Genomic DNA, 24,152 nt, shown 5'->3' with positions numbered 1-24,152 from the left:
CCCTGCCTTCTTCGGGCAGTTGCCACTTCCTCTTTTTGTCGCTCATCGAGCTGTTTTAGCGCTGGGCACTGGTTGCATACTTGTCTTGTTTCGTCGTCATCGCTTCTAATTCTTTGACGTCTTGTTCCAAGTCAAGGATGTCTTCTTCAATCAGTTTTTTCAGATGTTGCTTTTCCCGCAAGATTTTGCGAGTTTGCTCCAAACGCTGATTCAAATCGAACACGCCGAGATACACTGCTTTTCCCTCCCTATGTAGGTTTTCCACCTTACATGTTATGCAGCGATCTCCAGAAGTTGCTGACCAATTTTTTTGTAGGGTCAAAATAGGTAAAAGTGAAAAGAGACTTCCCATGAGCGTAAAGCCCTGGAAGTCTCTTATTTACTTTAGAGTCCTTTGTATTTGCCCAATTCTTCGCGCAGGCGATACACTTCTTGTACCAAAGCTCGCTTCTCCAAACGGTCAATCTCCTGATCCAAATCGTTCATACGTGCATGTCCACTGTATGGTACATCATGCATCGGGAAACCGTCAGAAGCGTATGACCACTGCGGTTCCTTTGGCATGATCATCGCCATCAGCAAGTAAAGCAAAATCGGTACTCCTGTAAAAACAGTGAGAACGACAACTCCTACACGTACCAGCGTAGAGTCAATGCGCAGAAATTGCGCAATCCCACCACAAACTCCAAATAACCGTTTATCATGAGAACGGTATAGTCGTCTTTCCATCATTGCATTCCACCCTCTCTACAGTATCCGCTTGCCTTGTATCTACAGGATACCCGATAGGCGATTCCGGTAAAATGGTCCGTAGAGGGATTTGTCCTCCGTCGCTGGACGGAGATCAATCATTTAGCAGGCGGCTCATAAACAGGGCGGGGACGATCAAACTGTTCGCCCAGAGTCGCATACGTATGACCCGCTAATCTGCTAACCGGTGCAAACGCTGCTGCATCAATCCGTCCTGCATGATACAGCTCATCTGCTACATGTACATGCACCACTTCCCCGATAATCAAATCCGAAGTCGTCGGACTACCTAATTCCACAATCTGATGCAGCTTGCACTCAAAATGGATGCGGGATGCACGCAGTCTCGGTACCTTGACGAGAACAGATGGTACGACTTCCAGCCCTATTGCCTCTACTTCACTGATCTCTGGCGGATAATCAGCAGAAGTCTGATTGACCGCATCCACATTGTGTACGTCCACCATATTGACCACGAATTCTCCCGTTTGCATGATGTTTCGTGCCGTATCTTTTGGGACACTACCCGGCTTGCGCATGACGGCAACCGAAACCATCATCGGTTCAATGCTGGCGACATTAAAATAGCTGAAAGGAGCGGCATTGACGATCGTCCCCTCCCCTAACGAGGTGACCCAAGCGATCGGCCTCGGGACGATGCAACCGATCAAGAGCTTGTATTTTTCCTGCCGTTCAATCTCGTGAATAGCGATTTCCATTGCGTTTTTGCACCTCTTCCTATTCCTGCGGTGGCATCCAGCTTGACATGTATGCCTCATCCTCAATTTCCAACGCTTGCTTTGTAACGTGAAGCGGGTTGAATGTGTCCAGCATAACAGCCAGCTCCTGCGTTTCTTTTTTCCCAATGCTCGCCTCTACCTTGCCTGGATGCGGCCCGTGAGGAATCCCCATTGGATGCAGAGTGATCGAACCCTCATAAATACCTTTTCTGCTCATAAAATTGCCATCTACGTAGTATAACACCTCGTCACTTTCTACATTACTGTGGTAGTAAGGCGCTGGGATTGCTTGCGGATGATAGTCGTACATCCGCGGAACGAACGAGCAGATGACAAAGTTTTGACCAGCAAAGGTTTGATGGACAGGTGGCGGTTGATGAATGCGTCCAGTAATCGGTTCAAAATCATGAACACTCAGTGCATACGGATACAAATAACCGTCCCAGCCCACGACATCGAACGGATGGAAGTCAAAGAAGTAGCTGTAGACCACGGATTGACGTTTGACGCGCACCTCGAAGTCTCCGCTTTCCACATGCGTCACCAATTTTTCCGGCAAACGAATATCACGTTCACAAAACGGCGAATGTTCCAACAATTGACCGTGCTCGTTGCGATAACGCTTTGGTGGCACGATCTCATTCTGGGACTCGATGACGAGGAAACGACTCTGCAAAGAAGGTACAATCCGATAGGTCGTGCCGATTGGAATGACGAGGTAGTCGCCTGGCTTGTAAGTGAGTGTACCGAAAATCGTTTGCAGCTCTCCCTCACCTTCATGGACAAAGACGACTTCATCCCCATCCGCATTGCGATAAAAGTAATCCATCGGCTCTGTCGGTGCGCATACTGCCATGACGACATCGTTATTTCCCAGCATGTAGCGACGTCCGAAAATCGGGTCCCCACCCGGCTGAACATCAAACGTTTTAAAATGCTGATGCTTCAAATCAACCTGCTCCACATATTCCAAGCGGACATCTGCGTATTTGCGTGTCTCCCTCACTTGGGTAGGTGGATTGTGGTGATACAGGATTGATTGAATTCCGGAAAACCCTTTGGTTCCCATCACTTGCTCGCGGTACAGTCCCCCATCCGGCTTGTAAAACGTCGTATGCCGCTTTTGTGGAACTTCCCCCATTCGTTGATAAAAAGCCATACGTTCCTTCCTCCTTTTTCATCCTTATTCACAAATCGTATTGCGAAGCACACCGAGGCGTTCCACCTCTAGCTCTACTACATCACCTGGCGCAAGCCAAGCATACTGCTCTGTCCCCAGCTCCAAAATGCAGCCAGTCCCTACTGTTCCTGATCCGATAACATCTCCGGGATACAAGGAGCAATCCTCCGAGGCGCGGGCAATCATTTCAGCGAATGTATAGTGAATGTCTTTGAAGTTTCCTTTTGAATACTCCCTACCATTGATGCGTGCCACCATCTCCAGATCGTAGCGGCTGCCCTTTTCGCCTGCAATACGTACATCCGCCAGCTCCTCCGGTGTAACCAGCCACGGTCCCATGGACGTTGCGAAGTCTTTGCCTTTTGCTGGCCCTAATCCGACCTTGACCTCTTCCCGTTGTATATCCCGGGCGCTCCAGTCGTTTAAGATACAATATCCTGCGATGTGCTCTTCCGCTCGTTCTACTGGAATGTTTACTCCTGCTTTTCCAATCACGCAGGCAATTTCCAGCTCATAGTCCAGCCACTCGGTTGCTTTGGGTCTACGAATATTCGCTTGTGTCCCTGTAAAAGCTGCTGCATTCGAAAAATAAAAGACGGGGAAGTGATACCATTCGGGCACCATCGGAAGTCCACGGTTGGCTCGCGCTGTCTTCACATGGGCCTCGAAGGCGTAAAAGTCACGAAAGCTGGCGGGACGTGGGAGTGGCGAACCTAGCTCGACTTGTTCCAAATCCCAGCCATCCTGTGCCTCGTATGCTGTTTGGAGAACGGGTAACCAGTTCTCCCACTCCTCGAGCAAACCACTCACTGTGCTCGGCGCGCCCAGGCAAGCATGTGCAATATCTTTGACTTTTCCTTCTTGCAAGAGCCCCGCTCGCCAAGCATCCCTTTCCCTTTCTCGATAGGAAACCAGCTTCATGAAACCCTCTCCTTCTCTTAGGCAAATAAGAAAACCCAGCTCACCCCCAAAGCAATTCCGGTGCATGACAAATAGAAAGGGAAACCCTCTTTGTCAAAACGATCCGAAACAGGCTTCAGGCGCAAGCTGGGTCTAGTCTGCTACTGAAAAAAATCTTTGCGGGATTTTCCCCCGCAGACAGCCAGCTATTCTCTGTTGTGTTTCCAATGTTTGTAACGAATTTCTTCTATCATATCGAAAACGCTTACAGCTTTCCAGAGGGAAATGACGAAATTTTTCGCCTAGGTCATTTCCTTGCATGGATAATCGGGAAAAAATTGTTGGACTAGCTGCTCCATATCACGTGGCAGCGGCTCCTCCCAGCTCATTGCAAGACCGCTACGCGGATGGACAAAAGATAGCCCCCATGCATGCAAAGCTTGTCTGCCGATATGCTCCCGTTCTCCCCCATACAGATCATCTCCTGCAAGTGGGTGCCCTTCACTGCTCATATGTACACGAATCTGATGCGTGCGTCCCGTCTCCAGCTTCACCTCAACAAAACTCATTCCTTCCCCTCGGGCAAGTACATGATAGTGGGTAACAGCTGTCTGCCCATCCGGTCTCACCTGTCTGGTGATAAACGAATTTTCCGCTAGACCAATCGGCGAATCAATCGTACCTTCGTCTGACTCCACGATCCCTTGAACGATAGCTCGATAGGTCCGCTGCAACGTCCTGATCTGCTGCATGCGGCTGAATTGTTCATGCGCCCATTGATTCTTGGCTACGATCATCAAGCCTGATGTATCTTTATCCAAACGGTTCACCGCTCGGAACTTTCTGTGCTCACCACGCTTTTTCCAATAAGCGATCATCCCGTTTGCCAATGTTCCACTAGGATGATTTCCTGTCGGATGAACGACCAATCCTGCTGGCTTTGCGATGACCATCAAATCCTCGTCCTCGTAACGGATGGAGAGCAGCATGTCCTCTGGGGAAACGGTCTCTTCCACCTCTTCTTCAACCATGACTGCTATTTTATCGCCAGCTTGCAATTTTTCGTTCACATATACGAGGACGCCATTCCGTGTAATGGAGCCTTTAAACTTGGCACGAATGAGCAAGCGACGCGATACACCATACCGCTTTTGCAGTACTTCTCGCACAGTTTGCCCTGCATCTGCCTCATCAACCGTGAAGCTAATTAATTCTTCTAGCATGTTGTCTCTCCTTTAAGTCTTCCCTCCTCCTCAGTATAGCAAAAAACGATCATGGCTGTTTGGCCATAACCGTCTGGAGTGTCTATCAGATGTTGTCTTTCACTTCGATGACAAATGCATGACCTGCATCGCCTTGCGTCCACTGACCGCGAACATCGAACAAATACCAGCCCGGCTGTTCGGGTGCCTTCCACTGATTGCCGTTTTCCACTGATAGCTCAACTTCACTTATACCGTTCCACTGTGTTACCTTGAGCGTATTTGCAGTTGGCTGCTGGGCAAAATTGACGGTCAGCGTCGCCCCCGGCTTTACTTGCAGGGGTGCAGGCTTATGCTCTGCGACGAGTTCCGGTGGTGCCGCCGTATCCTTGCAGATCGACTCGCTATTATAGCTCCAGCAGGAAGATGCAGGTACCGTCGTAGCTGTTTTTCCGCTCCATTCAATGACTGGCTGTGGTGGTTCCGCAAGCTGTGAAGTCCCTTGCGCGGACGATCCGTTCCCACACCCCGTCAGTAACAGTGTCGCTATCAGAAAAAGTTGACCAAGCCATCCTACCTTTTTCATCCAATCACCTCAAACCTATGACGCAAGAAAAAGGGGATTCGTTTCATACGACTTGGTAGTCGATCATTGCCCTATGATTGCCAAACACGAGTTGGAATCGAAAAAGTAGTAGAGACCTCTTTTACATAGTCATCAAGCTGTTCTGCTGGATTTTCGATCGGTTTGCCATGGCATACTTCCAAATAGCGTGGTCGCAATTGGCGGACGATCAAACTGCTTTTGAGTGCTTGAGCCATATCCGCCGTAAACATCGGCATGGGACGATGCAATCTGCCGCGTTTGGAAGTAAACAAGTCTCCCGCCAAAAGAACTCCGTCCTTTTCGTGATAATACACCACATGCCCCGGAGAATGACCAGGTGTCAGATAAGGTTGCAGTTCGCCAATGGGAGTTATTTTCCCTTCAGCATCCTCTGGCAAAGGCTGAGCCAAGCCAGGCTGAACGTTTACTTCCAGCTTTTTACGACGAGGATACAGCTCTTTCCCTTCCATATACGGAATCTCGATTCGATGGCCAAAGACTGGTACGGTTCCTTCCGCCGCGATTTTTTTAACGGCCCCCACGTGATCCGAATGACCATGCGTCAGCAAAATTCGCTTGAGTGGTCCTGCATTCAGCTGCTTGATAAAAGCCATAATCCGTTTCGTCATAAATGGCATCCCCGCATCAACAAGCGTAACGCCATCTTCCTCCCTGACAATCCAGACCCGCAAAGGAATCAACAACCACGCTTTGATACACCAAATGTTCGCCGAGATTTGCTCCACTCTAATCATTCTCTTGTCACTCCCTGTTCATTATTTTTTGACTTCCTGCGAGAAAAACATCTACGGATAAAGCGAATGTAGGTGCTAACCTTTCCATCAAGCTGTCCAATGGTTCTTCGGAATGTGTATACGTACCGACGATGCCATGCAACGTGTAGAAGTAAATCCGAGCATGGGCCAGCGCTTTTTCTTCCTCTATGTCACTTGGCAAGCATCTTCTTACAGCCTCACTCAATAAACCAAACAATTGATTGCGCATCGTTTGCAATTCTTTTTCCGGTTCCTCTACATCGATCCGAGAGGCTTTGATCATGAAGAATAAGGTATACATCGTTCGATTGCGCAAGCAAAAGTGGATGAACTGACTGCTGATTTCACGCAGATTCTCTTCTGGTGTTCGTCCTTGTTTGGACAGTGTTTCTTCCATTTGTAGAGTCAAGCTTTGCAAAGGTTCCTTGGACAGATGATGAAGCAGTGCTTCTTTGTCCTTGAAATAAATATAGAGGGTTGTATGGGAACAGCCGGCTGCCTTGGCGATTTCCCTGATGGATACCGCATCAAAGCCTCGGGTAGCGAAAAGGTCTGCTGCCGCCGTCAAAATCGCCCGTTTCGTTTCTTCTGAGCGTATTTCTTGTTTGCTTGCCATGCGTGATATTCAGCTCCTTACTTCTCGAAAACTTTATAACCAGCGGTTAGTAACCAGTGGTTATAATATAACCACTGGTTATCAAATCCGTCAAGACTATTTTTTCCACTTGCTGCAAATAAAAAACTCCCTTTTCGTCACTTGGACAAAAAGGGAGCTTACTCATAAAAAGGATTGTTTTTTGCTTACTTCGCAGCTTGTGCAGCAGCAATCGCAGCTTCGTAGTTTGGATGCTCACCAGCAGCAGCCACATACTCAGCGTGTACAACCTTGTCGTTTGCATCAATTACGAATACAGCGCGAGCCAAGAGACGGAATTCTTTGATCGCTACGCCGTAAGCTGTACCGAAGGACAGGTCTTTGTGGTCAGATACTGTTTTCACTTTGTCGATGCCAGCAGCACCGCACCAGCGGTTTTGCGCGAATGGCAGGTCAACGGAAACAGTCAGCACAGTAACGCCTTCCAATTTCGCAGCCTCTTCGTTGAAACGGCGAGTTTGTGCATCGCACACGCCAGTGTCAATAGAAGGGATTACGGAGATGATGCGAACAGTGCCTTTGGAATCTTCCAAAGTTACAGGGGACAGATCGCCACCTACTACAGTAAAGTTAGGAGCAGTATCTCCTACTTTGATTTCAGGACCGAGCAGTGTTACAGGACCACCTTTGAATACAAATGCGCCTTGACGCTCAACAGCAGTTGTCATGATTTCTTCCTCCTCACCAAATCTTTCAGTATGTACCTCAATAATCATACCCTATCATTCACTTTTTTTCACTATGCCAATAGTAGAAATTACAGATTCACTTGCACTTTCCCGCTTCGCTTGGCTTGTACCTCGGCGATTCGCTTCACTTCATGCTCATACTCCCAATCCGTTTTCGCATTCAGCTCATGACAGCGCATCAGCGCGTGATAGAGGGCAAAAGCAAAGGTAACCTGCTTCATTTCGTACCGCGTTCCATGTGCCTTCGGCAATGCCGTGTTGATAATCTCAATTTGATACGTAGCTTTTTCCCGCTTGTCCCTGACTGGCACGATATACCCCATACGCTTTAAGACATGACCGTAATCGAATTCTCCTTCATCGTCAAAATCAATGGTGTCGTCCGATGTTGCCAAATACTCCAGCAAGGTCCCCATATCCAGCGTTTCGAAGCAAGCAGGCTGTGGCATGGACAAAACTGAGCCCTCATTGTTTACAAAATAAATATGGTCGCGATAATGAAAGATCAGTTCATCTTCTGGAACATCGTCGGGAAACATCCAGTGATTTTGTGGAATCAGGTAACGCCAGATTTGTGCAGGTTCACAATGGAGTAATTCCATGGCAGGGCTCCCTCCTTTTCCCTACCAGTTTTGGCAAAACTAGCACTGGCTATTCAGACTGCTCTTGCATGTAGCGTCGCCAATTCCCATGCGGAATGTGCACGCCTGTTTGCTTGACCAGGTCTCGATCCAAATAACGATATACGTAGACGTTCACGACCTGAGCTGTTCCTTCTATCGTCGCTGATACGATGATCCGCTCGTATTCATTGCGCGGATCACCCTCGCCATAGTACGTCTCCAGCTCGTCCAGTCCAGCTAACGCTTGCTCGTACACGTCAGGGGCAAACGTGACAATCTCCCCCACGACCTCCTGCTCTCCTTTCAGCAATCCCGGATAGCCTGCCGGCAAATGATAGATCTCACCTAGGATCGTGGCTGGTGTTGCCTCATGCTGATACGGTTTCACGTAATTCCTATGATTTCCAAATCCCGTCAAAAGTGTACCGTACACAAATACAGGCAGCTTGTCGTTCTGATTGTTCACGTTCATCCATCCTCCTGTGATCGAAAAAAGGTGTGTCTTGTGTCGAGAAAATTTTGTATATTTGTTCTATATATAATTTTAATACGTCTTTTTTTTCCGAGACGTAAGGGGGAGAGAATAATGAAAAAGAGAAAAATCAATCGCCTACTGGTAGCAAACCGCGGTGAGATCGCCATTCGGATCTTTCGCGCAGCAACGGAACTCGGCATACGTACGGTAGCCGTGTACTCCGAGCAGGACAACGTTTCTATCCATCGCTTCAAGGCTGACGAGTCTTACTTGGTCGGAGCGGGAAAAGGGCCTATTGAGGCTTACCTCGATATCGAAAGTATCATTGAAATTGCCAAGCGCAACGATATCGATGCCATTCACCCAGGCTATGGATTTCTTGCTGAGAATGCTGATTTTGCAAAGCGTTGCCAAGAGGAAGGCATCATTTTCATTGGACCATCCCCTGAGCTGATCGACAAATTCGGGGACAAGGTAGAAGCCCGTCGTCTTGCGATTGAAGCAGAAATCCCAGTGATTCCAGGCACTCCGGAGCCAATCGAAACACTCCAAGAGGCGCTTCTCTTTGCCAAAGAATACGGCTACCCCATCATTATTAAAGGTGTATCTGGCGGCGGAGGCCGTGGCATGCGTATCGTCCGCAGTCAGGAGGAATTGCAAGATTCGTTAGATCGTGCACGTTCCGAGGCCCGCTCTTCCTTCGGCAATTCCAAGGTGTATTTGGAGCGATACTTGGAACAGCCCAAACACATCGAGGTCCAAATTCTCGGTGACAACCATGGAAACATCGTCCATCTGTATGAGCGCGATTGCTCTGTTCAACGACGCCATCAAAAAGTGGTCGAAGTAGCACCGAGCCTATCGTTGGATGACAAACTGCGTGAAGATATTTGCCAGGCTGCTCTCACTCTCATGCAAAAAGCCGGTTATTCGAACGCTGGTACTGTCGAGTTTTTGTTAACGCCGGACAAGCGTTTTTATTTTATAGAAGTCAATCCACGCATTCAAGTAGAGCATACCATCACGGAGCTCATCACTGGAATCGACATTGTTCAGTCGCAGATTCGCGTAGCTGAGGGTCATGCGCTCTCCGATGAAGAAATTGGCATCCGTGCGCAAAGTGATATCCAGATGAGTGGTTTTGCCATCCAGTGCCGTGTCACAACAGAAGACGCTGAAAACAACTTCCTGCCAGATGCCGGTCGCTTGTCCGCCTGGCGTTCCGGTGGAGGCTTCGGCGTAAGGCTGGACGGCGGCAATGGTTATCCAGGCGCGATCATTACACCGTTTTACGACTCGCTTCTGGTCAAAATCTCCACGTATGGCGCGAGCTTTGATCAAGCCGCTCGCAAAATGCTGCGCACACTGCGTGAGTTCCGTATTCGTGGCGTGAAAACGAACCTGCCGTTTTTGGAAAATGTCGTGACACATCCTGATTTTTTGAGTGGCAACTACGATACATCGTTTATTGACACCAAACCAGAACTGTTCATCTTCCCTGGCCGTCAAGACCGTGGTACCAAATTACTATCTTATATCGGAGACGCGATTGTCAACGGATATCCTGGTCTCCAGAAATCGGAGAAAAAGCCGCACTTCGACTCGCCTCGCATCCCGCGGACACCATTTACCCAGCCATATCCGGACGGTACGAAGCAAATTCTGGACAAAGAAGGTGCCGACGGTCTGGTACGCTGGATTCAGGCACAGAAGCAGGTGCTTGTCACAGACACGACATTCCGCGATGCCCACCAATCTTTGTTTGCTACGCGTGTGCGCACCTACGATCTCGCTACCATTGCAGAAGCCACAGGTAAGCTCGGTTCCGGGCTCTTCTCGCTGGAGATGTGGGGTGGCGCCACTTTTGACACGACGATGCGCTTTTTGCAGGAATCTCCCTGGGAACGACTGCAAATTCTCCGCCAACGTATACCGAATGTTCTGTTCCAAATGCTCTTGCGCGGAGCAAATGGCGTAGGCTATACCAATTACCCGGATAATGTGATCCACGCCTTCGTCAAAGCCTCTGCGGAAAATGGCATCGATGTCTTTCGGATCTTTGACAGCCTGAACTGGCTTCCCGGAATGCAAACAGCTATTGAAGCCGTACGTGAATCTGGCAAGGTAGCCGAAGCAGCGATTTGCTACACCGGAGATATTCTGGACCCGACCAAGACCAAATACAGCTTGGCCTACTATGTCAATCTGGCTAAAGAATTGGAAAAAGCAGGTGCCCATATTCTCGCGATCAAGGATATGGCAGGTCTTTTGAAGCCGTATGCTGCTCATTCGCTCGTCTCTGCTTTAAAACAAGAAATCAGCATTCCGATCCATCTGCATACTCACGATACGTCAGGAAACGCTGGCGCCATGCTTCTGAAGGCGATCGAAGCAGGCGTGGATATCGTCGATGCTTGCGTCAGCTCCATGTCTGGACTCACTTCCCAGCCAAGCTTGAACGGGTTGATCGCGAGCCTAGCCCATACGGAGCGTGAGACTGGCTTATCTCTTGAATCGTTCAACAAGCTGTCTGATTACTGGGAGGATGTACGTCCGTACTACCAAGGCTTTGAAAGCGGCATGAAAGCGAGCAACACGGAGGTGTACGTTCACGAAATGCCTGGCGGACAATACACCAATCTGGAGCAGCAAGCCAAAGCCGTTGGTCTGGAAGGCCGTTGGGACGAAGTGAAGCACATGTATGCTGTCGTCAATCAAATGTGTGGCGACATCGTAAAAGTGACCCCGTCATCCAAGGTCGTCGGTGACATGGCACTGTTCATGGTCCAAAACAACTTGAATGAGGAAAATATTTGGGAGAAAGGCACACGCCTCGACTTTCCGGATTCCGTCATTCAATTTTTCCAAGGGTATCTTGGCCAACCGCCGGGAGGGTTCCCGAAGAAGTTGCAGGAGCTCGTGTTAAAAGGTCGCGATGCCTTTACTGCACGTCCAGGTGAATTGCTCGCGCCCGTTGACTTTACGCAAGTTGCGGCTGAGCTGGAAGCCAAAATCGGACGTGAGCCCAGTCATCTAGACGTCCTATCCTATATCATGTATCCGCAAGTCTATTTACAATTTGAACAACGCCTGAAGGAATACGGTGACCTCTCGGTATTGAATACGGGAACGTTTTTCTACGGATTGCGTCCGGGTGAGGAAACTGCCATTACGATCGAACGCGGTAAAACACTGATTATCAAGCTGGTCGCAGTTGGCGAGCTTCATCCTGATGGCCGACGCATCATCTATTTTGAACTGAACGGACAGCCACGTGAAATTTTCATCCGTGACCAGTCCGCAAAAGTCTCTGAACTGATCCGCCGAAAAGCAGAAGCACAAAACCCTGCCCACCTTGGTGCCTCTATGCCAGGAAAAGTGCTCAAGGTGCTTGTAGCTGAAGGTGACAAGGTGCGAAAAGGTGAGCATCTTTTGGTGAGTGAAGCGATGAAAATGGAGACGACGATTCAAGCCCCGCTCGACGGAAAAATTAAAGCCGTCTACGTGAAAGCAGGCGAAGCGATTCAAACTGGCGATCTGCTCATTGAAATGGAGTAGGCATCGTCTATAATAGGAGATAGTAAATTGATCCTAGGGATTCATTCCATTTGCTTATGAGGAGGTGACCGACATGAAAACGAATCGAGTCAGCCATGTTCCATTAAACCAGCGGGTAGGCCGCTATCATTCCCATATGCTTCAGGCAAAATTAAGCACGCCAGTCAATCCGATTCTCAGTTTTAATTTGCAGCCGTACTACACTCGTCAGCAGCAATGGACAACGGAGCTTTCCGATTCCTTATCGCGTCTGTACCGGTTTTCCTCAGATTTGGAGAAGAGTGCTCGGGAATTTATTGCCGCCGGGAAAGACAGCGAGGCTGGACCTGACATTGAGCGATTACATGAGCGAACACAGTCGTTAGTAAGTAAATACAATCGCCTACAGCTATTTCTTGCGGAAAAAGCAGATACCTTGACGACGCAAAAGTTAGATGCATTCGCTCAAGTGGCAAAAGATGAAGAGGAAAAACTCCAAACGTTTGGAATCAAGCTGTTACCAGATGGACAACTGGAAATGGATGATGAAGAATGGTCGGAGGCCGTACAAACCCGCTATGTGGACTATACAAATACAATGGAGCGTGTAGCCCAAGCATTCAGAGCAGGTACATTGGGATTGCAAAGCAAGCCCCTCGGCTCCTTTTCACGTTATTACGAGGAAGCGATGGCCCTCCATCCTTATATCGCCTCCTCCAGCTCGAGCCTTCATTATCAGCATGCTGCAAAAACAGGCTTGTATGTAAACGAACTCTGGTAATGCCATACGCCTACTATCTAAAAACAGGTATGCCCCTTTTGTGGAGCATACCTGTTTTGTGTTTTTCTTACTTTCGATCCATAAGGTCTTCCAAATCTTGTTCTTCTGCTCTGGCAATTATCGTATTGGAATAAACAGTAGGTTCATCCGATTTGGTAAACATCCCCTGAACCTTATCCACGATTTGCGGAACAGAATCCAAAATCCGGTCATAGAGATGGGTCGTATTTTCCAGTGGAATCGAACGAATTCCTTGTTTGCCCACGACCAAAAATGCTACAGGTGTGATAGAGACACCGCCCCCACTACCCCCACCAAACGGGTTACTAGTATGTTCATGCTGTTGAGTGTGTTGATGCCCATTATGATGGTGATCGTATTGGAACTCACTACCCCCGGCCGCGAAACCAAATCCTACCTTGGAGATCGGAAGAATGACACTACCGTCAGGTGTCTCAACAGGATCACCAATGATTGTATTCACGTCCACCATTTGCTTGAGATTTTCCATCGCTGTTCTCATGAGGCCTTGAATCGGGTGGTCTGCCATATTTGTCGCTCCTCCTTCCTATCGGTGTCATGTTTTATCATTCCCCCAACAAATCCGGAACATGTACCCTGCACAAGGGAATAAATATGTATGCTCTCACATTTGTGATTAGGCACGCGTAGGCGCAGCTTGCCATTTTCGCTGTTTACTTTTTCGAATCCGCAGAAAAACTTTTAGCGCATAGAAAACGAACTGGCCCAAATAAAAATGTAACACCGCTTGAACTTTCGTATGTAGAAGTGCTTGGTTCCAGACAGGCTGTACACTCATGGCAGGCATCGTCTGTAAAGAGATGGAGTGGGAGAGAATCCCGACTATCAGGCTTTTCACTCCCCAGATTAGTCCTGTCAGCGCCCCTGTTTCCGCTGCCTGACCTGTGCCCAACAACGTATGCCATTCTAGCTTCGTACAACGAATTTGTTTGAACAGGTCTTTTAGCAAAGGCAGCAAGTCACGTACTCTTTCCAGCACGTCACGATAATTGCGATACCATTTCTTCACTTGTCTCCGCGTAAAATCTTTGACCTTTTCCCGAAGCTTGCTTCCATGCTGAATCGTTTCCACCTTTGCAACAAGCTCTGGCCCAGCTTCTGTCATTTTCAAGAGGAGAATGGGAATTTCGTATTTCCTGCGAATGATACCCCAAGCTGCAATTGTAATCTCTAATTGATCATTATCGCCCTCGCGACTGTATAAACACGTCAACTGTATTGGCGTGATTACTAGTAGGACAAATAAACCAAGCAATCCTAGCAACACCCATACCATGAAAAAATCCCACCCCTTCCTCGTTAGTATGAGTGGAAAGAGCAGGAAATATGTTCAGCATTTTTATTAATCAAGCACGTATACTTTGACGCCTTTTTGCAAGCCATGATTTTCAGCTTCGTTCAACGTCGGAAGATACAGATCCACATGGCGTTGCTTTACCGCACCACCGATATCAGCTGCCACTGCATAGCCGTAGCCATCGATGTACAAGTGCGTACCAAGTGGGATGACATTTGGATCAACCGCTACAACACCTTCGCGCAGTGGATACTCCAGATACGACAGGATCTTGTCGTTCGTATAGCTGTAAGCAGTCGTCTGTACCGTTAATTCCTGGCGAAAAGGTGTACCGTTTGCGAGGGCTTTTGTCGTTCTCGGCTTATCCGGAAGCAAGTGAAGGGCCGCGTATGTGGCTGCTTCGGCTCTCGTCATGTACTTGTTCGGCTTCAAAGTACCGTCCTCATAGGCACTCATTAACCCGTTTTGCATGGCGTAAACGAGTGGGCGTTGCTCTTTCTCTTTCACGTTGTTCCCATCCATGTATTGGTTCAATGTCTGGATCGTTGTAGACCACTTGAAGTTATTGACTATTCCGCTGTCCCCCATCGTTCTTACCAGAATAGAGGCGAGCTCTGCTCTTTTTACTGGGGCATCCGGATGTAAGTATAGGTGATTCCCCTGCTTTTGCCCATGGACAATTCCCAGTCGATAGGCAGTCTCTGCATAGGACGACAGCCAGCTGTTTGCCGGGACGTCCGCAAAGGATGATTGCTTGTTGCCAAGAGGTTCAATTCCTTTCGCATTCACAAACATCGTAAGCAGTTCACCCAATGTCACGTTGTCATCAGGTCGAAAATATTGGTTTTGACCAATTACGTCGGCTATGTAAAGTTGATTGATTTCTTGTTCTGCCCAATGGCCGCTAATGTCTACATAAGGTGTTTCATTCATTTTCGTTGTTTCTGCCTCGACAACTGGTGTACCTATGAGCAAAAAGGCTGCCAGCGAGGCAAGGATCATCCGTTTCTTCATCATCAACCTCCATGGGGAAATTTGCGAATCCTTTCGTATCATTTTATCGAACTATTTTGCAAAAACAATGAACAATAGTTTCCAGTCAAAAGGAAAGCCCTCGAACAGCATCATGACGAATACTGTTTCAAGGGCTGCATGATCAATGGTTAAATGGCAAAAATGTGTTTGCCGATCTTTTTCACTTGTGTACGAGACCAAATCCACTTGGAGGTCGCCGTAACAGGATTAAAGTAGTAAAGCGAGTTTTTGGTTGGGTCCCATCCTCGTACAGCATCCCAAGCTGCCTTGTAAGCAGTCTTGTTAGGAGTCATCCAGAATTGTCCATCATCTACAGCGGTAAACGCTAATGGCTCAAAGATGACACCCGCAAGTGTATTGGGAAAGTTTTTGGACTGGACACGGTTCAACGCAACCGCAGCCACAGCTACTTGGCCCTCATAAGGTTCTCCGCGTGCTTCGGAATAGACCAGCTGGGCCAGCATCTGCATTTCCGCTTTATTTACCGACACTTTCTTTAGAACGCGCCATGTATTTGGACCAGTAATACCGTCAATCTGTAATCCGTATGCTTTTTGAAACTGTCTGACGGCCTTTGTTGTATTCGCTCCGTAAATGCCATCCATTTTGCCATTGTAGTAGCCCAGCATCTGCAAACGATACTGCAAATCCCATACATCCCCGTTCACACTACCGCGCTGAATCTGTGTGGCTGCCAGGGAGTCGGCCGGGAAAATAAACGCTACAACCATAAAGGCAGCAAGCAAGGTTGTTACTGCTTTCTTGCTCCACCACATAAATTGTTCCCTCCTTTACCCAACTCATTCTACAAGTTGGCGAAAGTAGGTTCAATTCAAGTATTTTGGCACAAGTGGCAATATGTACCTGCCATTATCCTTTTGGTCGGAACAAGACTGCCGTGATAAATCCGAAGACGATGGCAGCCGAAATCCCTGCACTCGTCACTTCAAAAATGCCTGTAATAATGCCAATGACTCCATGCTTTTCGGCTTCTGCCATTGCCCCGTGCACCAGTGCATTTCCAAAGCTCGTGATGGGTACTGTCGCTCCTGCTCCGGCAAAATTAACCAGTGGCTCGTATAGACCGAGTCCGTCTAGCACTGCCCCAGTGACAACAAGGGAGGACATCGTATGGGCAGGTGTGAGCTTGACGACATCCATGAGAAATTGACCGATTAAGCAAATCGTTCCTCCTACGAGAAACGCCCACAAAAACATCATGGTATCACTCTCCAAGTTGCTCCGACTCAACAGCCACGGCATGGGCGATGCAAGGAATGCTTTCTCCCTGCTGGAAGGTCAACGGGGATAAGAGGGCTCCCGTGGCAACCAGCAAGATTCGCTTCCATTCTCCTTGCTTCATCCGCCGAAGTAGGTGCCCGTACGTCACTGTAGCGATACAGCCACATCCGCTACCACCCGACCACACATTTGGATTTTCTCCATAAATGAGCTTCCCGCAATCGACATAGCGCTCTAAGGGAATGTGCATGTGATGCTTGGGCAACAGATCAGATAAAATGGCATGGCCCGTTCGTCCTAAATCGCCTGTTACGATCAAATCATAATGGTCGTGAGGGAGTTGAAAGTCACGGAAATGCGACTCAATCGTGGATAACGCGGCTGGCGCCATCGCTGCTCCCATATTGAATGGGTCTGTCAATCCCATATCGACTACATGACCGATGGTGGCTCCCGTAATCCGCAAACCCTTACCCTGACTGGCTACAACAGCAGCCCCTGCTCCCGTCACGGTCCATTGTGCCGTTGGGGGTTTCTGTGAACCGTACTCGGTTGGATAACGATATTGCTTTTCCGCAGCCCCATTGTGACTGGAGGTAGCAGCCAGGACGTATTCAGCAGCTTGACTATTCACCATGAGAGCAGCCAAGGCCAAGCCTTCCATCGCTGTGGAGCACGCTCCGAAAATCCCCAGAAACGGAATCGAAAGCGTCCGGGCCGAAAAGCTGGCAGATATGATCTGGTTCATTAAATCCCCGGCAAGCATAAAGTTTATTTGCTCTTTCGTGAGCCCCGCTTTCTCCACCGCTTTCGAGCACGCTTCTTCTAGCAGGACTTTTTCCGCCTTTTCCCAGCTGTCTTGTCCAATCATCAAGTCACCGTGCAGGATATCAAAGTCGTCGGCTAACGGTCCTTTAGCCTCAAAAGGCCCACCAATCGCAGCGTGACCGAGAATGACAGGTTTTAAAGGAAAGACCCAAGACTGATGACCCTGGCGCATCTGTCAGCCTCCCATCGTAAACAATGTTTTGATCAAGCCAACGACGAATGCCGCCGCTACACCAAACACGATCACTGACCCCGCGAGCTTGAACATGTTCCCGCCTACCCCCAGAACAAGTCCTTCGCTGCGATGCTCGATCGCCGCAGATGCAATCGAGTTGGCAAAACCCGTAACCGGCACACTCGTACCTGCCCCAGCCCATTGGGCAATCCGGTCATATAGTCCTAGACCGGTCAAAAGAGCCGAAAGAATGATCAAGACAGCTACTGTAGGATTCCCAGCAGTTTTCTCCGTAAAATCGAAGTAGTGAATGAACATTTCTTGTATCCCTTGTCCGATCATACAAATGCCGCCACCCACTAAAAATGCCCGTGTAAAATTGCGTAAAAGCGGTCGCGGAGGCTCGTGCGTCTTTGCCAATTGCTGATATTCTTGCTGGACGGGGGTCAGCTTTTTCTTTTTTTGATCTGCCATGTCACTTACTCCTTTTTACCGTATCAGGAACGGTTTTACTTGATCGATAATCTCTTGTAGCTGTTCCGAATCGGTTTGGTAGGTACGCTTCATTTGCTCATTTTTTGTATTAAGTGCATATAGCTCCAAATCCGCCTGACATTTTTTCAATGTAGCAAAAGCCAGCTTCGTCGCTTGGGCACCGGGAACCATCAGTTTATCGTCATACAGGTCGAGATAGAGCTCTCCACCTTTGTCTACTTGGCCGAGGAAAACATTTTCCAAAGCCACTCCCGCTTTTTGGAGCTCCGTGCGAACCCATCTACGATTCAGACCTGCTGTTGCCAGGGACTCGTCCATGATGACCCCATCCATAATGACCACCTGATTCTCTTCCGTAGGAGCCACTGTCAATTCAAGGTGTTTGGGGGTTACCGGCTGACTCTCTGATTTTAAGAGGACACTGACTTCCCCGCTTGTTTCCATTAACGCAAACTCTACATCGGCTACTCGGAACACGTTTTTGACTCGTAATTGTTCCATCAAGTCTTCCGCGGTCAATCGTTCCTTTTTCAGATTGTCTTCCAAAATTTTGCCTTCCTTGATGAGAACCGTTGATTTCCCTTCAAATAAGTCGCGGAGAAGCTTGCTCTTGAGTGAAAGCCACTCCATTAAATAAGGGAAAAGCGCAAAAACCCCCATGGCGATCAAACTATGGTAGACCGGCCCATCCATTTCGGTTGCCATAAAAGCCGCTATCGAACCGATGCTGATGCCGACGATATATTCGATGTATGTAAGTTGCTTGATTTGCCTTTTCCCAATGATCTTTGTCAATAGAAATAAGTAAGCAACAGCGCCTATTGAGCGCAAAAGGATTGATAACCAATCAGGCATAAGCCACCTCCATCACCTGAGGTGATTGTTATAGATAGTAAAACCAAGAGAGAGGAAGTCCCTCTCCCTTTCCCAACACTTCCACTAGAATCCCTTAAACTGTGGTTCTTCCTTTTCCAGCTCCGTTACACGCTGCTGGAGGTTATCTACAATGGATTGCGTTTGCTCTGCTGCTTGCGAATACAATTGCTTCGCTTTCTTGTTTTGCGTGCTCAGAGCAAACGTTTCAAAATCTGCTTGTGCGCCTTTCAAGCTGGCAAGGGTTTGTTTCACTTGTGCTCCTACTGTCATATCCACTCACCTCCTAACACATATAGAATCCGCCTCCACCCATTATTTATGCGGTGGTCTGCCCCTTTTTCATCTGTAAATAATTACCTTTTGTTAGAAAAATAAAAAGAGAGACACCATAGGTGCCTCCCTTCATCCAGCTTATGAGATTAGCCACGTCCAGCCAGTTGTTGCTCAGCAAAGGAGACAAGACGTTTTGTAATCTCTCCTCCAACTGAACCGTTTTGACGGGAAGTGGTGTCTGGTCCAAGCTGAACACCGAATTCGGATGCGATTTCGTATTTCAGTTGGTCCAGAGCTTGGTTTGCTTGAGGAACCACCAGATTGTTACTGGATCTGTTGTTGTTCGCCATTTATATCACCTCCTCGTCGTTTGTAAGTTTAATATGTGTGAAGTTTTGCTTGTTCATTCGTTCTTTTTTTCTTCCAATTTTAGTCTGTTAATTGGAGAAGGACATGAGCTATTCGATGAGCTGCTTCTGGTCGCCCCAGCTTGTCCAAACCTCCTACAAAAGCATCCCTTTTTTCTGGCTGACGCCATAACCTGATGATTTCTTTGATTTCTACTGGCGTTTCAGCCAAGATCGCCGCTTGTTGCTCGAGTAAAAAGGAGCAATTATGCTTTTCTTGTCCGGGTAATGGGTGAAATAAAATGAGCGGTGTCTTAAGAGCAAGTGACTCCGCACACGAAATGCCACCTGGCTTCGTTATATAGGCGTCAGCTGCTCCAATCCACTGCCACATTTGCGGCTCAAACCCTTTCAGTATAAAATGATGGTCAGTGATCTCCGTACCTAACAGGCCCGTCAGTCGTCTGTACAGGCTTGTATTCTTCCCAGTCACGACTACGATCTGCAATGGTTGCTCTTCCAACAGCAACTCTCGTACGACCTGCTCCACTCCACCATAACCGCCTTCTCCCCCACCAATCAACACGGTGAATTGATCTGGCACAAGTCCAAGCTGCTTTTTCCAAGCCGCTTTGCCGGTATTCAACGCTGTCGTAAAAGCAGGCCGAACTGGAATGCCATAAACATGGATTTTTTCCGGTGCTATCCCATAGCGCTCGATTAGATTTTGCGCAATTTGCTCATGTGCCACCATGTACGCATCAATTTCTGGATGAACCCAAAACCGATTAATATGGAAGTCCGTGGGCACACACACGAGCTGGAAAGGCTTGGACACCCTTCTCTTCGCTTCTGCCAATGCGGACAAGCAGTATGCATGCGTAGCGATGACGACATCTGGCTTCTCTTCTTGCAACAGTTGATTGGTTAATCTTGCGGATAGCCACCATCCCAGTGCTTTGCTCAATGCACTACTCAGCATTTCATCCTGTTCATAGATGCGTTGCCACACGGGTTGACCGTAGCGCAGCATATTGCGATAAAAAAAATGAGAGAGCACACGTAAGCCTGGACTGGCGGTTTTCAGTCCTCCCACCACTCGCGCTGATCGTGCCCCCTCACTTTCCAGTAAAACTTCCTGCAGAGCTTCAGCAGCCATCCGATGACCACTCCCTGCCCATTCCTCTGTCACTAGCAGAAACCGCTTTGCCATTAGTAGGACTCTCCTAGAGGCTGCTTGCCCTCAGCATATCGATTGAGTAAAAATTCCTTGGACATATAAACACGCTTTAGGGGCCTTTCATGATTCCATGATTGCAAGCGTCGCTTTCCATTGGGATGCACGATTCTGAGCATGAGACGCAAGTACCATCGCTTGTATCGAAAAAACCAAGTCATGGGCACATCCGAAATCGAGAAGCCCAAAGGTGTTACCCCTTTATGTAGCATAGTTGTTCCCACTATCCCTTTTATTTGATCTTTATTTTCCATCGAGTCCAGGAACGTGGCTAGCTTCGGCAGTGATTGGAGGATATGTCTTCGCAAAAGAAGTGCCACGCGTAGTTCATCCTTCACTCCTTTGCACAGTGTAGCTAAGTAATAATTGTGTATATGTAGCTTTAAGATCAAATCCCCGTCGTGAATGATGCGGTTATCGGTAGTAACAAGTGGCTCTCCCCGATAGCGTAAAACAACAACCCGAAATATATTGTTCCCTTTCTCAATATAGGTAAGTCTGGTGCAACGCTGGTAGATTTCATCCCAGTATCCCCATAGCATCAAGAGGCTTGTATTCATTTCTAAATAGTTCCTTTCCCGCTATGTTTTCATTCAGCTGGATGTGACCACTTACATTCCGCAAAACGACCATGACCTTTGTTGTAGTATGTCCAACAATGTACCATCCTCATCACCTTTTCACGTCCTTTTTATCCGCCCCCAAAACATAACTACTACGGCAGCAAATACGGGCAACCACATATGATTGAGAAGAAGAGGATTCACCCACTTCCAGACATACGGATCCTGAAGACACATATCAACGGCTGTAAAGGTAAGAATTCCGCCGCCAATGATGACCATACTGGGAAAACGATTCATCATGCGGGCAATCCACACACTTCCCCACATTAATAGTGGAATGCTCATCGCTAACCCCAGCAAAACTAACCATAAATCGCCATGTGCTGCTCCACCAACTGCCAAAACATTGTCCAAACTCATGACAAAATCTGCTACTATGATAGTCCTGACTGCCTGACCAATTGTCTGATTATGCGATACGTTTGCGAGCTCTTCATTCTCACCCAGCATCAGCTTACATGCTATCCATAGCAATAATAATCCCCCGATTGCCTTCACGAGAGGAATATCCAACATCCAGGTAGTCATTCCCGTTAGCACAATTCGCAAGAGGATTGCACCCAATGTCCCATATAAAATCGCCCGTTTTCTCTCATTTCTTGGGAGTCCGCGGCAGGCCATACCTATGACCACAGCATTGTCACTGCTTAATACCAGATCGATCATAAAGATGTGTACAAGACCCAGCCAAAAATACTCGCCCATCCCTGCCTCCCTGGTCCAATAAAGTTCGTCCATTCTACTTTATGCGACTGGAATCGGACTCATGATTGAATATTTTTCCGAAAAAAGGCGGTTTTCAGCGGATTTTGTAGATAAAAACTTCCGAAAAAAATACATTTTATTGCGAAATCAGGCTAATTATACCTTGTCTAAATTAGGCATTTTCCCTTACGATTTTAGTGGGGTGGATAAGAGATGGTGGAGACTGTGACGCTAAACCTTTACGACGTTTCAAAGAAGATTTTAGACTTAACACCAAGTATCACCACAATATGGCTGCAAGAAATTGTTCGCAGCATGGAAATTCCTGTAACCATTCCTCGCGATTTTGCAGAAAAACGAACAGTGCTCTTGGCTCGCTATCTGGTTGAGGATGTAGATCATGACATGCAGACTTGGGCATTAGATATGGGAGAGTGGCTTCGTTCTCAGGAATTCCCCTTCTCCTCCATTTTGCGCACGTATCAATTGTACCGGAATGTATTCTGGCGGGTTCTCCAACCGGAATTACAGAGATGGTCCCTCTCCTCACAAGAAATGCACTATTTGGAAAGCCAACTGGGCAAGGCCATGGATGAAAGTGTCTTCTGGGCTGTTTATCATTTTGAACAAATGATTAATAAAGAGCTGGTCCAGAAGGAAGAAACGATCTCCTATTTGCATAACGACAAACTGACCATGCTCGGTAAAATAGCCGCCAATATGGCTCATGAGCTGCGCAATCCGTTGTGCGCCATTGAAGGGTTCCTGAAGCTGATCGGCGAGTCTACACAGGAACAGGCCCAGCTTCAGACGTATATCCAAGTCGTCATGCATGAATTTGAGAATTTACATCGGCAACTGACCGGATTCCTCAGCTTTTCAAAAAAACCAATTCTCGATGAAATTTTTAAAACTGTTCAAGTAGAAGAACTGCTTGAAGAAGTAGAGATGCTGATTACGCCTCGCCTCGTGGGAGAAAACATACGTTTTGAAAAACAAATCCACCCCTGCTCACTCGCATGTTATGAAGAAGGCTTGAAGCAAGTTGTCGTCAATCTATTAAACAATGCCATTGACGCCGTGCAAAATCGTACAGACAAGTATATTCATGTCATTTCCACCTCTTCAGATGGATGGCTCTATTTGAGTGTGGAGAACAACGGCGAAAGGATTCCACCCGAGATCGTGGAAAATCTTTTCCAACCATTCTTTACGACTAAACAAAATGGGACAGGTATCGGCTTGTCCATCTGCAAAAATATTATCGAAAAGCATCAAGGCACGATCCATTGTGATTCCAATGAAAAACGCACACGCTTTATCGTTTCTCTGCCGATTGCGAATGCCCAGGAAGTTGGTCCGCGATTGGAAGCTCTCTAGGTCGCTTCTCTTTTGTATCACGCAAAAAAGCCCCCTGACAAGGCAGGAGGCAAGGCAAGAGATCCGTTACCAATTTCATCGGTAAGCGACCTTAGTTTTACTGTACACGAAAACATATGTTGCTACCATAGAAAACGTCAGACAGCTTTCGACAAAAAATTATACCTGTATTGAACAAAGGCTTATCTATTCAGCTATTGGATAAGCCTTCATACTTTTGCCTCAAGTAAAAATAGTCCTGCTTTCCTAGACATAAAAAAACAGAGAACCTAATGGCTCTCTGCTTTATGTATGGAGCGGGTGATGGGAATCGAACCCACGCGACCAGCTTGGAAGGCTGGAGTTCTACCATTGAACTACACCCGCATCAAAATAGATGCTGGTGCCGAGGACCGGACTTGAACCGGTACGGGAGAAACTCCCGACAGATTTTAAGTCTGTTGCGTCTGCCCATTCCGCCACCCCGGCAAACCTGTAAAACGTGGGCAAATCATGGTCGGGAAGACAGGATTCGAACCTGCGACCCCTTGGTCCCAAGCCAAGTACTCTACCAAGCTGAGCTACTTCCCGATTATAGTTCTTCACTTTTTAATATGAAGATGCGTGCCCTGAGAGATTCGAACTCCCGACCTTTTGATTCGTAGTCAAACGCTCTATCCAGCTGAGCTAAGGGCACATA

Annotated in this window: 28 protein-coding genes and 4 tRNA genes; 3 read left to right on the top strand and 29 right to left on the bottom strand. The window is 47.8% G+C overall.

Features of this window, described 5'->3' with window-relative positions; all coding sequences use genetic code 11:
* Nucleotides 1-55 precede the first annotated feature (55 nt).
* The 12 genes from ACM6JA_RS12520 to ACM6JA_RS12465 form a co-directional block, all read right to left on the bottom strand.
* Nucleotides 56-235: a hypothetical protein gene (locus tag ACM6JA_RS12520; protein ID WP_007717080.1), complete on the bottom strand. Its 180-nt coding sequence runs from the start codon at nt 233-235 to the stop codon at nt 56-58.
* 149 nt (nt 236-384) lie between these two features.
* Nucleotides 385-732 (bottom strand): PspC domain-containing protein, encoded by a 348-nt coding sequence (locus ACM6JA_RS12515; protein WP_082195967.1) that lies wholly within the window; start codon nt 730-732, stop codon nt 385-387.
* A 116-nt stretch (nt 733-848) separates the two neighbouring features.
* Complete coding sequence (locus ACM6JA_RS12510; protein WP_414852544.1) at nt 849-1,469, bottom strand: flavin reductase family protein; 621 nt, start codon at nt 1,467-1,469, stop codon at nt 849-851.
* Between the two features lie 19 nt (nt 1,470-1,488).
* The gene (locus ACM6JA_RS12505; RefSeq protein ID WP_414852543.1) at nt 1,489-2,649 is read right to left on the bottom strand and encodes a homogentisate 1,2-dioxygenase; all 1,161 of its coding nucleotides are present in this window, start codon (nt 2,647-2,649) and stop codon (nt 1,489-1,491) included.
* A gap of 24 nt (nt 2,650-2,673) precedes the next feature.
* Entirely contained in the window at nt 2,674-3,591 is a 918-nt protein-coding gene (locus ACM6JA_RS12500) for a fumarylacetoacetate hydrolase family protein (RefSeq protein ID WP_414852542.1), read from the bottom strand.
* A 281-nt stretch (nt 3,592-3,872) separates the two neighbouring features.
* On the bottom strand, nt 3,873-4,793 hold the full coding sequence (locus ACM6JA_RS12495) for an RluA family pseudouridine synthase (protein WP_414852541.1): 921 nt from the start codon (nt 4,791-4,793) through the stop codon (nt 3,873-3,875).
* 85 nt (nt 4,794-4,878) lie between these two features.
* A complete protein-coding gene (locus tag ACM6JA_RS12490; RefSeq protein ID WP_414852540.1) occupies nt 4,879-5,358 on the bottom strand; it encodes a hypothetical protein in 480 nt (159 codons plus the stop codon).
* Between the two features lie 71 nt (nt 5,359-5,429).
* Nucleotides 5,430-6,134, bottom strand: a complete 705-nt coding sequence (locus ACM6JA_RS12485; protein WP_414852539.1) for an MBL fold metallo-hydrolase — start codon at nt 6,132-6,134, stop codon at nt 5,430-5,432.
* Between the two features lie 7 nt (nt 6,135-6,141).
* A complete protein-coding gene (locus tag ACM6JA_RS12480; protein ID WP_414852538.1) occupies nt 6,142-6,771 on the bottom strand; it encodes a TetR/AcrR family transcriptional regulator in 630 nt (209 codons plus the stop codon).
* Nucleotides 6,772-6,956: 185 nt separating this feature from the next.
* Nucleotides 6,957-7,478 (bottom strand): thiol peroxidase, encoded by a 522-nt coding sequence (tpx, locus tag ACM6JA_RS12475; protein ID WP_007717107.1) that lies wholly within the window; start codon nt 7,476-7,478, stop codon nt 6,957-6,959.
* Nucleotides 7,479-7,567: 89 nt separating this feature from the next.
* The gene (locus ACM6JA_RS12470; RefSeq protein ID WP_414852537.1) at nt 7,568-8,101 is read right to left on the bottom strand and encodes a hypothetical protein; all 534 of its coding nucleotides are present in this window, start codon (nt 8,099-8,101) and stop codon (nt 7,568-7,570) included.
* A 49-nt stretch (nt 8,102-8,150) separates the two neighbouring features.
* Nucleotides 8,151-8,594: a gamma-glutamylcyclotransferase family protein gene (locus ACM6JA_RS12465; protein WP_414852536.1), complete on the bottom strand. Its 444-nt coding sequence runs from the start codon at nt 8,592-8,594 to the stop codon at nt 8,151-8,153.
* A 114-nt stretch (nt 8,595-8,708) separates the two neighbouring features.
* On the opposite strand from ACM6JA_RS12465, the gene ACM6JA_RS12460 reads away from it, so the two are divergent.
* Together ACM6JA_RS12460 and ACM6JA_RS12455 are read left to right on the top strand one after the other, a co-directional pair.
* Nucleotides 8,709-12,155 (top strand): pyruvate carboxylase, encoded by a 3,447-nt coding sequence (locus ACM6JA_RS12460; protein ID WP_414852535.1) that lies wholly within the window; start codon nt 8,709-8,711, stop codon nt 12,153-12,155.
* A 73-nt stretch (nt 12,156-12,228) separates the two neighbouring features.
* Complete coding sequence (locus ACM6JA_RS12455) at nt 12,229-12,915, top strand: hypothetical protein (protein ID WP_414852534.1); 687 nt, start codon at nt 12,229-12,231, stop codon at nt 12,913-12,915.
* Nucleotides 12,916-12,982: 67 nt separating this feature from the next.
* Here the strand turns inward: ACM6JA_RS12455 and ytfJ are convergent, their stop codons facing one another.
* From ytfJ to ACM6JA_RS12390, 13 genes are all read right to left on the bottom strand, one after another.
* Entirely contained in the window at nt 12,983-13,465 is a 483-nt protein-coding gene (gene ytfJ / locus ACM6JA_RS12450) for a GerW family sporulation protein (RefSeq protein ID WP_414852533.1), read from the bottom strand.
* 108 nt (nt 13,466-13,573) lie between these two features.
* Nucleotides 13,574-14,233, bottom strand: a complete 660-nt coding sequence (locus ACM6JA_RS12445) for a DUF2953 domain-containing protein (RefSeq protein WP_414852532.1) — start codon at nt 14,231-14,233, stop codon at nt 13,574-13,576.
* 66 nt (nt 14,234-14,299) lie between these two features.
* Nucleotides 14,300-15,268 carry an S-layer homology domain-containing protein gene (locus tag ACM6JA_RS12440; protein ID WP_414852531.1) on the bottom strand — a complete coding sequence of 323 codons (969 nt, stop codon included), beginning with the start codon at nt 15,266-15,268 and terminating at the stop codon, nt 14,300-14,302.
* Nucleotides 15,269-15,417: 149 nt separating this feature from the next.
* On the bottom strand, nt 15,418-16,065 hold the full coding sequence (gene sleB, locus ACM6JA_RS12435) for a spore cortex-lytic enzyme (protein ID WP_007717124.1): 648 nt from the start codon (nt 16,063-16,065) through the stop codon (nt 15,418-15,420).
* 94 nt (nt 16,066-16,159) lie between these two features.
* Complete coding sequence (gene spoVAE / locus ACM6JA_RS12430) at nt 16,160-16,510, bottom strand: stage V sporulation protein AE (RefSeq protein WP_007717126.1); 351 nt, start codon at nt 16,508-16,510, stop codon at nt 16,160-16,162.
* 4 nt (nt 16,511-16,514) lie between these two features.
* Nucleotides 16,515-17,531: a stage V sporulation protein AD gene (gene spoVAD / locus ACM6JA_RS12425; protein ID WP_414852530.1), complete on the bottom strand. Its 1,017-nt coding sequence runs from the start codon at nt 17,529-17,531 to the stop codon at nt 16,515-16,517.
* Nucleotides 17,532-17,534: 3 nt separating this feature from the next.
* Complete coding sequence (gene spoVAC, locus ACM6JA_RS12420) at nt 17,535-18,008, bottom strand: stage V sporulation protein AC (RefSeq protein WP_007717140.1); 474 nt, start codon at nt 18,006-18,008, stop codon at nt 17,535-17,537.
* A 15-nt stretch (nt 18,009-18,023) separates the two neighbouring features.
* Entirely contained in the window at nt 18,024-18,884 is an 861-nt protein-coding gene (locus tag ACM6JA_RS12415) for a DUF421 domain-containing protein (RefSeq protein ID WP_414852529.1), read from the bottom strand.
* An 84-nt stretch (nt 18,885-18,968) separates the two neighbouring features.
* Nucleotides 18,969-19,175: a DUF1657 domain-containing protein gene (locus tag ACM6JA_RS12410; protein WP_007717150.1), complete on the bottom strand. Its 207-nt coding sequence runs from the start codon at nt 19,173-19,175 to the stop codon at nt 18,969-18,971.
* A gap of 149 nt (nt 19,176-19,324) precedes the next feature.
* On the bottom strand, nt 19,325-19,528 hold the full coding sequence (locus tag ACM6JA_RS12405; RefSeq protein ID WP_007717155.1) for an alpha/beta-type small acid-soluble spore protein: 204 nt from the start codon (nt 19,526-19,528) through the stop codon (nt 19,325-19,327).
* A gap of 79 nt (nt 19,529-19,607) precedes the next feature.
* A complete protein-coding gene (locus ACM6JA_RS12400; protein WP_414852528.1) occupies nt 19,608-20,738 on the bottom strand; it encodes an MGDG synthase family glycosyltransferase in 1,131 nt (376 codons plus the stop codon).
* A complete protein-coding gene (locus tag ACM6JA_RS12395; protein ID WP_414852527.1) occupies nt 20,738-21,322 on the bottom strand; it encodes a YkoP family protein in 585 nt (194 codons plus the stop codon). Before ACM6JA_RS12395 ends, ACM6JA_RS12400 begins: the two co-directional genes overlap by 1 nt.
* A gap of 120 nt (nt 21,323-21,442) precedes the next feature.
* Nucleotides 21,443-22,093 carry a TerC family protein gene (locus tag ACM6JA_RS12390; protein ID WP_414852526.1) on the bottom strand — a complete coding sequence of 217 codons (651 nt, stop codon included), beginning with the start codon at nt 22,091-22,093 and terminating at the stop codon, nt 21,443-21,445.
* A 213-nt stretch (nt 22,094-22,306) separates the two neighbouring features.
* Between ACM6JA_RS12390 and ACM6JA_RS12385 the strand changes: the two genes are divergently transcribed.
* Nucleotides 22,307-23,473, top strand: a complete 1,167-nt coding sequence (locus ACM6JA_RS12385) for a sensor histidine kinase (RefSeq protein WP_007717167.1) — start codon at nt 22,307-22,309, stop codon at nt 23,471-23,473.
* A gap of 292 nt (nt 23,474-23,765) precedes the next feature.
* On the opposite strand, the gene ACM6JA_RS12380 is transcribed toward ACM6JA_RS12385, so the two are convergent.
* The 4 genes from ACM6JA_RS12380 to ACM6JA_RS12365 form a co-directional block, all read right to left on the bottom strand.
* Nucleotides 23,766-23,839: transfer RNA gene (locus tag ACM6JA_RS12380), tRNA-Gly, on the bottom strand.
* Nucleotides 23,840-23,853: 14 nt separating this feature from the next.
* Nucleotides 23,854-23,941, bottom strand: a tRNA-Leu gene (locus ACM6JA_RS12375).
* A gap of 25 nt (nt 23,942-23,966) precedes the next feature.
* Nucleotides 23,967-24,043: transfer RNA gene (locus tag ACM6JA_RS12370), tRNA-Pro, on the bottom strand.
* A gap of 32 nt (nt 24,044-24,075) precedes the next feature.
* Nucleotides 24,076-24,149, bottom strand: a tRNA-Arg gene (locus tag ACM6JA_RS12365).
* Nucleotides 24,150-24,152: the final 3 nt, after the last annotated feature.

This window comes from Brevibacillus sp. IT-7CA2, from assembly GCF_949767855.1.
Classification (GTDB): Bacteria; Bacillota; Bacilli; order Brevibacillales; family Brevibacillaceae; genus Brevibacillus.
This window is presented reverse-complemented; position numbering and strand designations above follow the sequence as displayed.

Excerpts from the sequence above, each read along its gene's own strand:
- ACM6JA_RS12515 (WP_082195967.1), bottom strand. The coding sequence starts at position 732 with ATGATGGAAAGACGACTATACCGTTCTCATGATAAACGGTTATTTGGA.
- ACM6JA_RS12510 (WP_414852544.1), bottom strand. The coding sequence starts at position 1,469 with ATGGAAATCGCTATTCACGAGATTGAACGGCAGGAAAAATACAAGCTC.
- ACM6JA_RS12505 (WP_414852543.1), bottom strand. The coding sequence starts at position 2,649 with ATGGCTTTTTATCAACGAATGGGGGAAGTTCCACAAAAGCGGCATACG.
- ACM6JA_RS12500 (WP_414852542.1), bottom strand. The coding sequence starts at position 3,591 with ATGAAGCTGGTTTCCTATCGAGAAAGGGAAAGGGATGCTTGGCGAGCG.
- ACM6JA_RS12495 (WP_414852541.1), bottom strand. The coding sequence starts at position 4,793 with ATGCTAGAAGAATTAATTAGCTTCACGGTTGATGAGGCAGATGCAGGG.
- ACM6JA_RS12490 (WP_414852540.1), bottom strand. The coding sequence starts at position 5,358 with ATGAAAAAGGTAGGATGGCTTGGTCAACTTTTTCTGATAGCGACACTG.
- ACM6JA_RS12485 (WP_414852539.1), bottom strand. The coding sequence starts at position 6,134 with ATGATTAGAGTGGAGCAAATCTCGGCGAACATTTGGTGTATCAAAGCG.
- ACM6JA_RS12480 (WP_414852538.1), bottom strand. The coding sequence starts at position 6,771 with ATGGCAAGCAAACAAGAAATACGCTCAGAAGAAACGAAACGGGCGATT.
- tpx (WP_007717107.1), bottom strand. The coding sequence starts at position 7,478 with ATGACAACTGCTGTTGAGCGTCAAGGCGCATTTGTATTCAAAGGTGGT.
- ACM6JA_RS12470 (WP_414852537.1), bottom strand. The coding sequence starts at position 8,101 with ATGGAATTACTCCATTGTGAACCTGCACAAATCTGGCGTTACCTGATT.
- ACM6JA_RS12465 (WP_414852536.1), bottom strand. The coding sequence starts at position 8,594 with ATGAACGTGAACAATCAGAACGACAAGCTGCCTGTATTTGTGTACGGT.
- ACM6JA_RS12460 (WP_414852535.1), top strand. The coding sequence starts at position 8,709 with ATGAAAAAGAGAAAAATCAATCGCCTACTGGTAGCAAACCGCGGTGAG.
- ACM6JA_RS12455 (WP_414852534.1), top strand. The coding sequence starts at position 12,229 with ATGAAAACGAATCGAGTCAGCCATGTTCCATTAAACCAGCGGGTAGGC.
- ytfJ (WP_414852533.1), bottom strand. The coding sequence starts at position 13,465 with ATGGCAGACCACCCGATTCAAGGCCTCATGAGAACAGCGATGGAAAAT.
- ACM6JA_RS12445 (WP_414852532.1), bottom strand. The coding sequence starts at position 14,233 with ATGGTATGGGTGTTGCTAGGATTGCTTGGTTTATTTGTCCTACTAGTA.
- ACM6JA_RS12440 (WP_414852531.1), bottom strand. The coding sequence starts at position 15,268 with ATGAAGAAACGGATGATCCTTGCCTCGCTGGCAGCCTTTTTGCTCATA.
- sleB (WP_007717124.1), bottom strand. The coding sequence starts at position 16,065 with ATGTGGTGGAGCAAGAAAGCAGTAACAACCTTGCTTGCTGCCTTTATG.
- spoVAE (WP_007717126.1), bottom strand. The coding sequence starts at position 16,510 with ATGATGTTTTTGTGGGCGTTTCTCGTAGGAGGAACGATTTGCTTAATC.
- spoVAD (WP_414852530.1), bottom strand. The coding sequence starts at position 17,531 with ATGCGCCAGGGTCATCAGTCTTGGGTCTTTCCTTTAAAACCTGTCATT.
- spoVAC (WP_007717140.1), bottom strand. The coding sequence starts at position 18,008 with ATGGCAGATCAAAAAAAGAAAAAGCTGACCCCCGTCCAGCAAGAATAT.
- ACM6JA_RS12415 (WP_414852529.1), bottom strand. The coding sequence starts at position 18,884 with ATGCCTGATTGGTTATCAATCCTTTTGCGCTCAATAGGCGCTGTTGCT.
- ACM6JA_RS12410 (WP_007717150.1), bottom strand. The coding sequence starts at position 19,175 with ATGACAGTAGGAGCACAAGTGAAACAAACCCTTGCCAGCTTGAAAGGC.
- ACM6JA_RS12405 (WP_007717155.1), bottom strand. The coding sequence starts at position 19,528 with ATGGCGAACAACAACAGATCCAGTAACAATCTGGTGGTTCCTCAAGCA.
- ACM6JA_RS12400 (WP_414852528.1), bottom strand. The coding sequence starts at position 20,738 with ATGGCAAAGCGGTTTCTGCTAGTGACAGAGGAATGGGCAGGGAGTGGT.
- ACM6JA_RS12395 (WP_414852527.1), bottom strand. The coding sequence starts at position 21,322 with ATGAATACAAGCCTCTTGATGCTATGGGGATACTGGGATGAAATCTAC.
- ACM6JA_RS12390 (WP_414852526.1), bottom strand. The coding sequence starts at position 22,093 with ATGGGCGAGTATTTTTGGCTGGGTCTTGTACACATCTTTATGATCGAT.
- ACM6JA_RS12385 (WP_007717167.1), top strand. The coding sequence starts at position 22,307 with ATGGTGGAGACTGTGACGCTAAACCTTTACGACGTTTCAAAGAAGATT.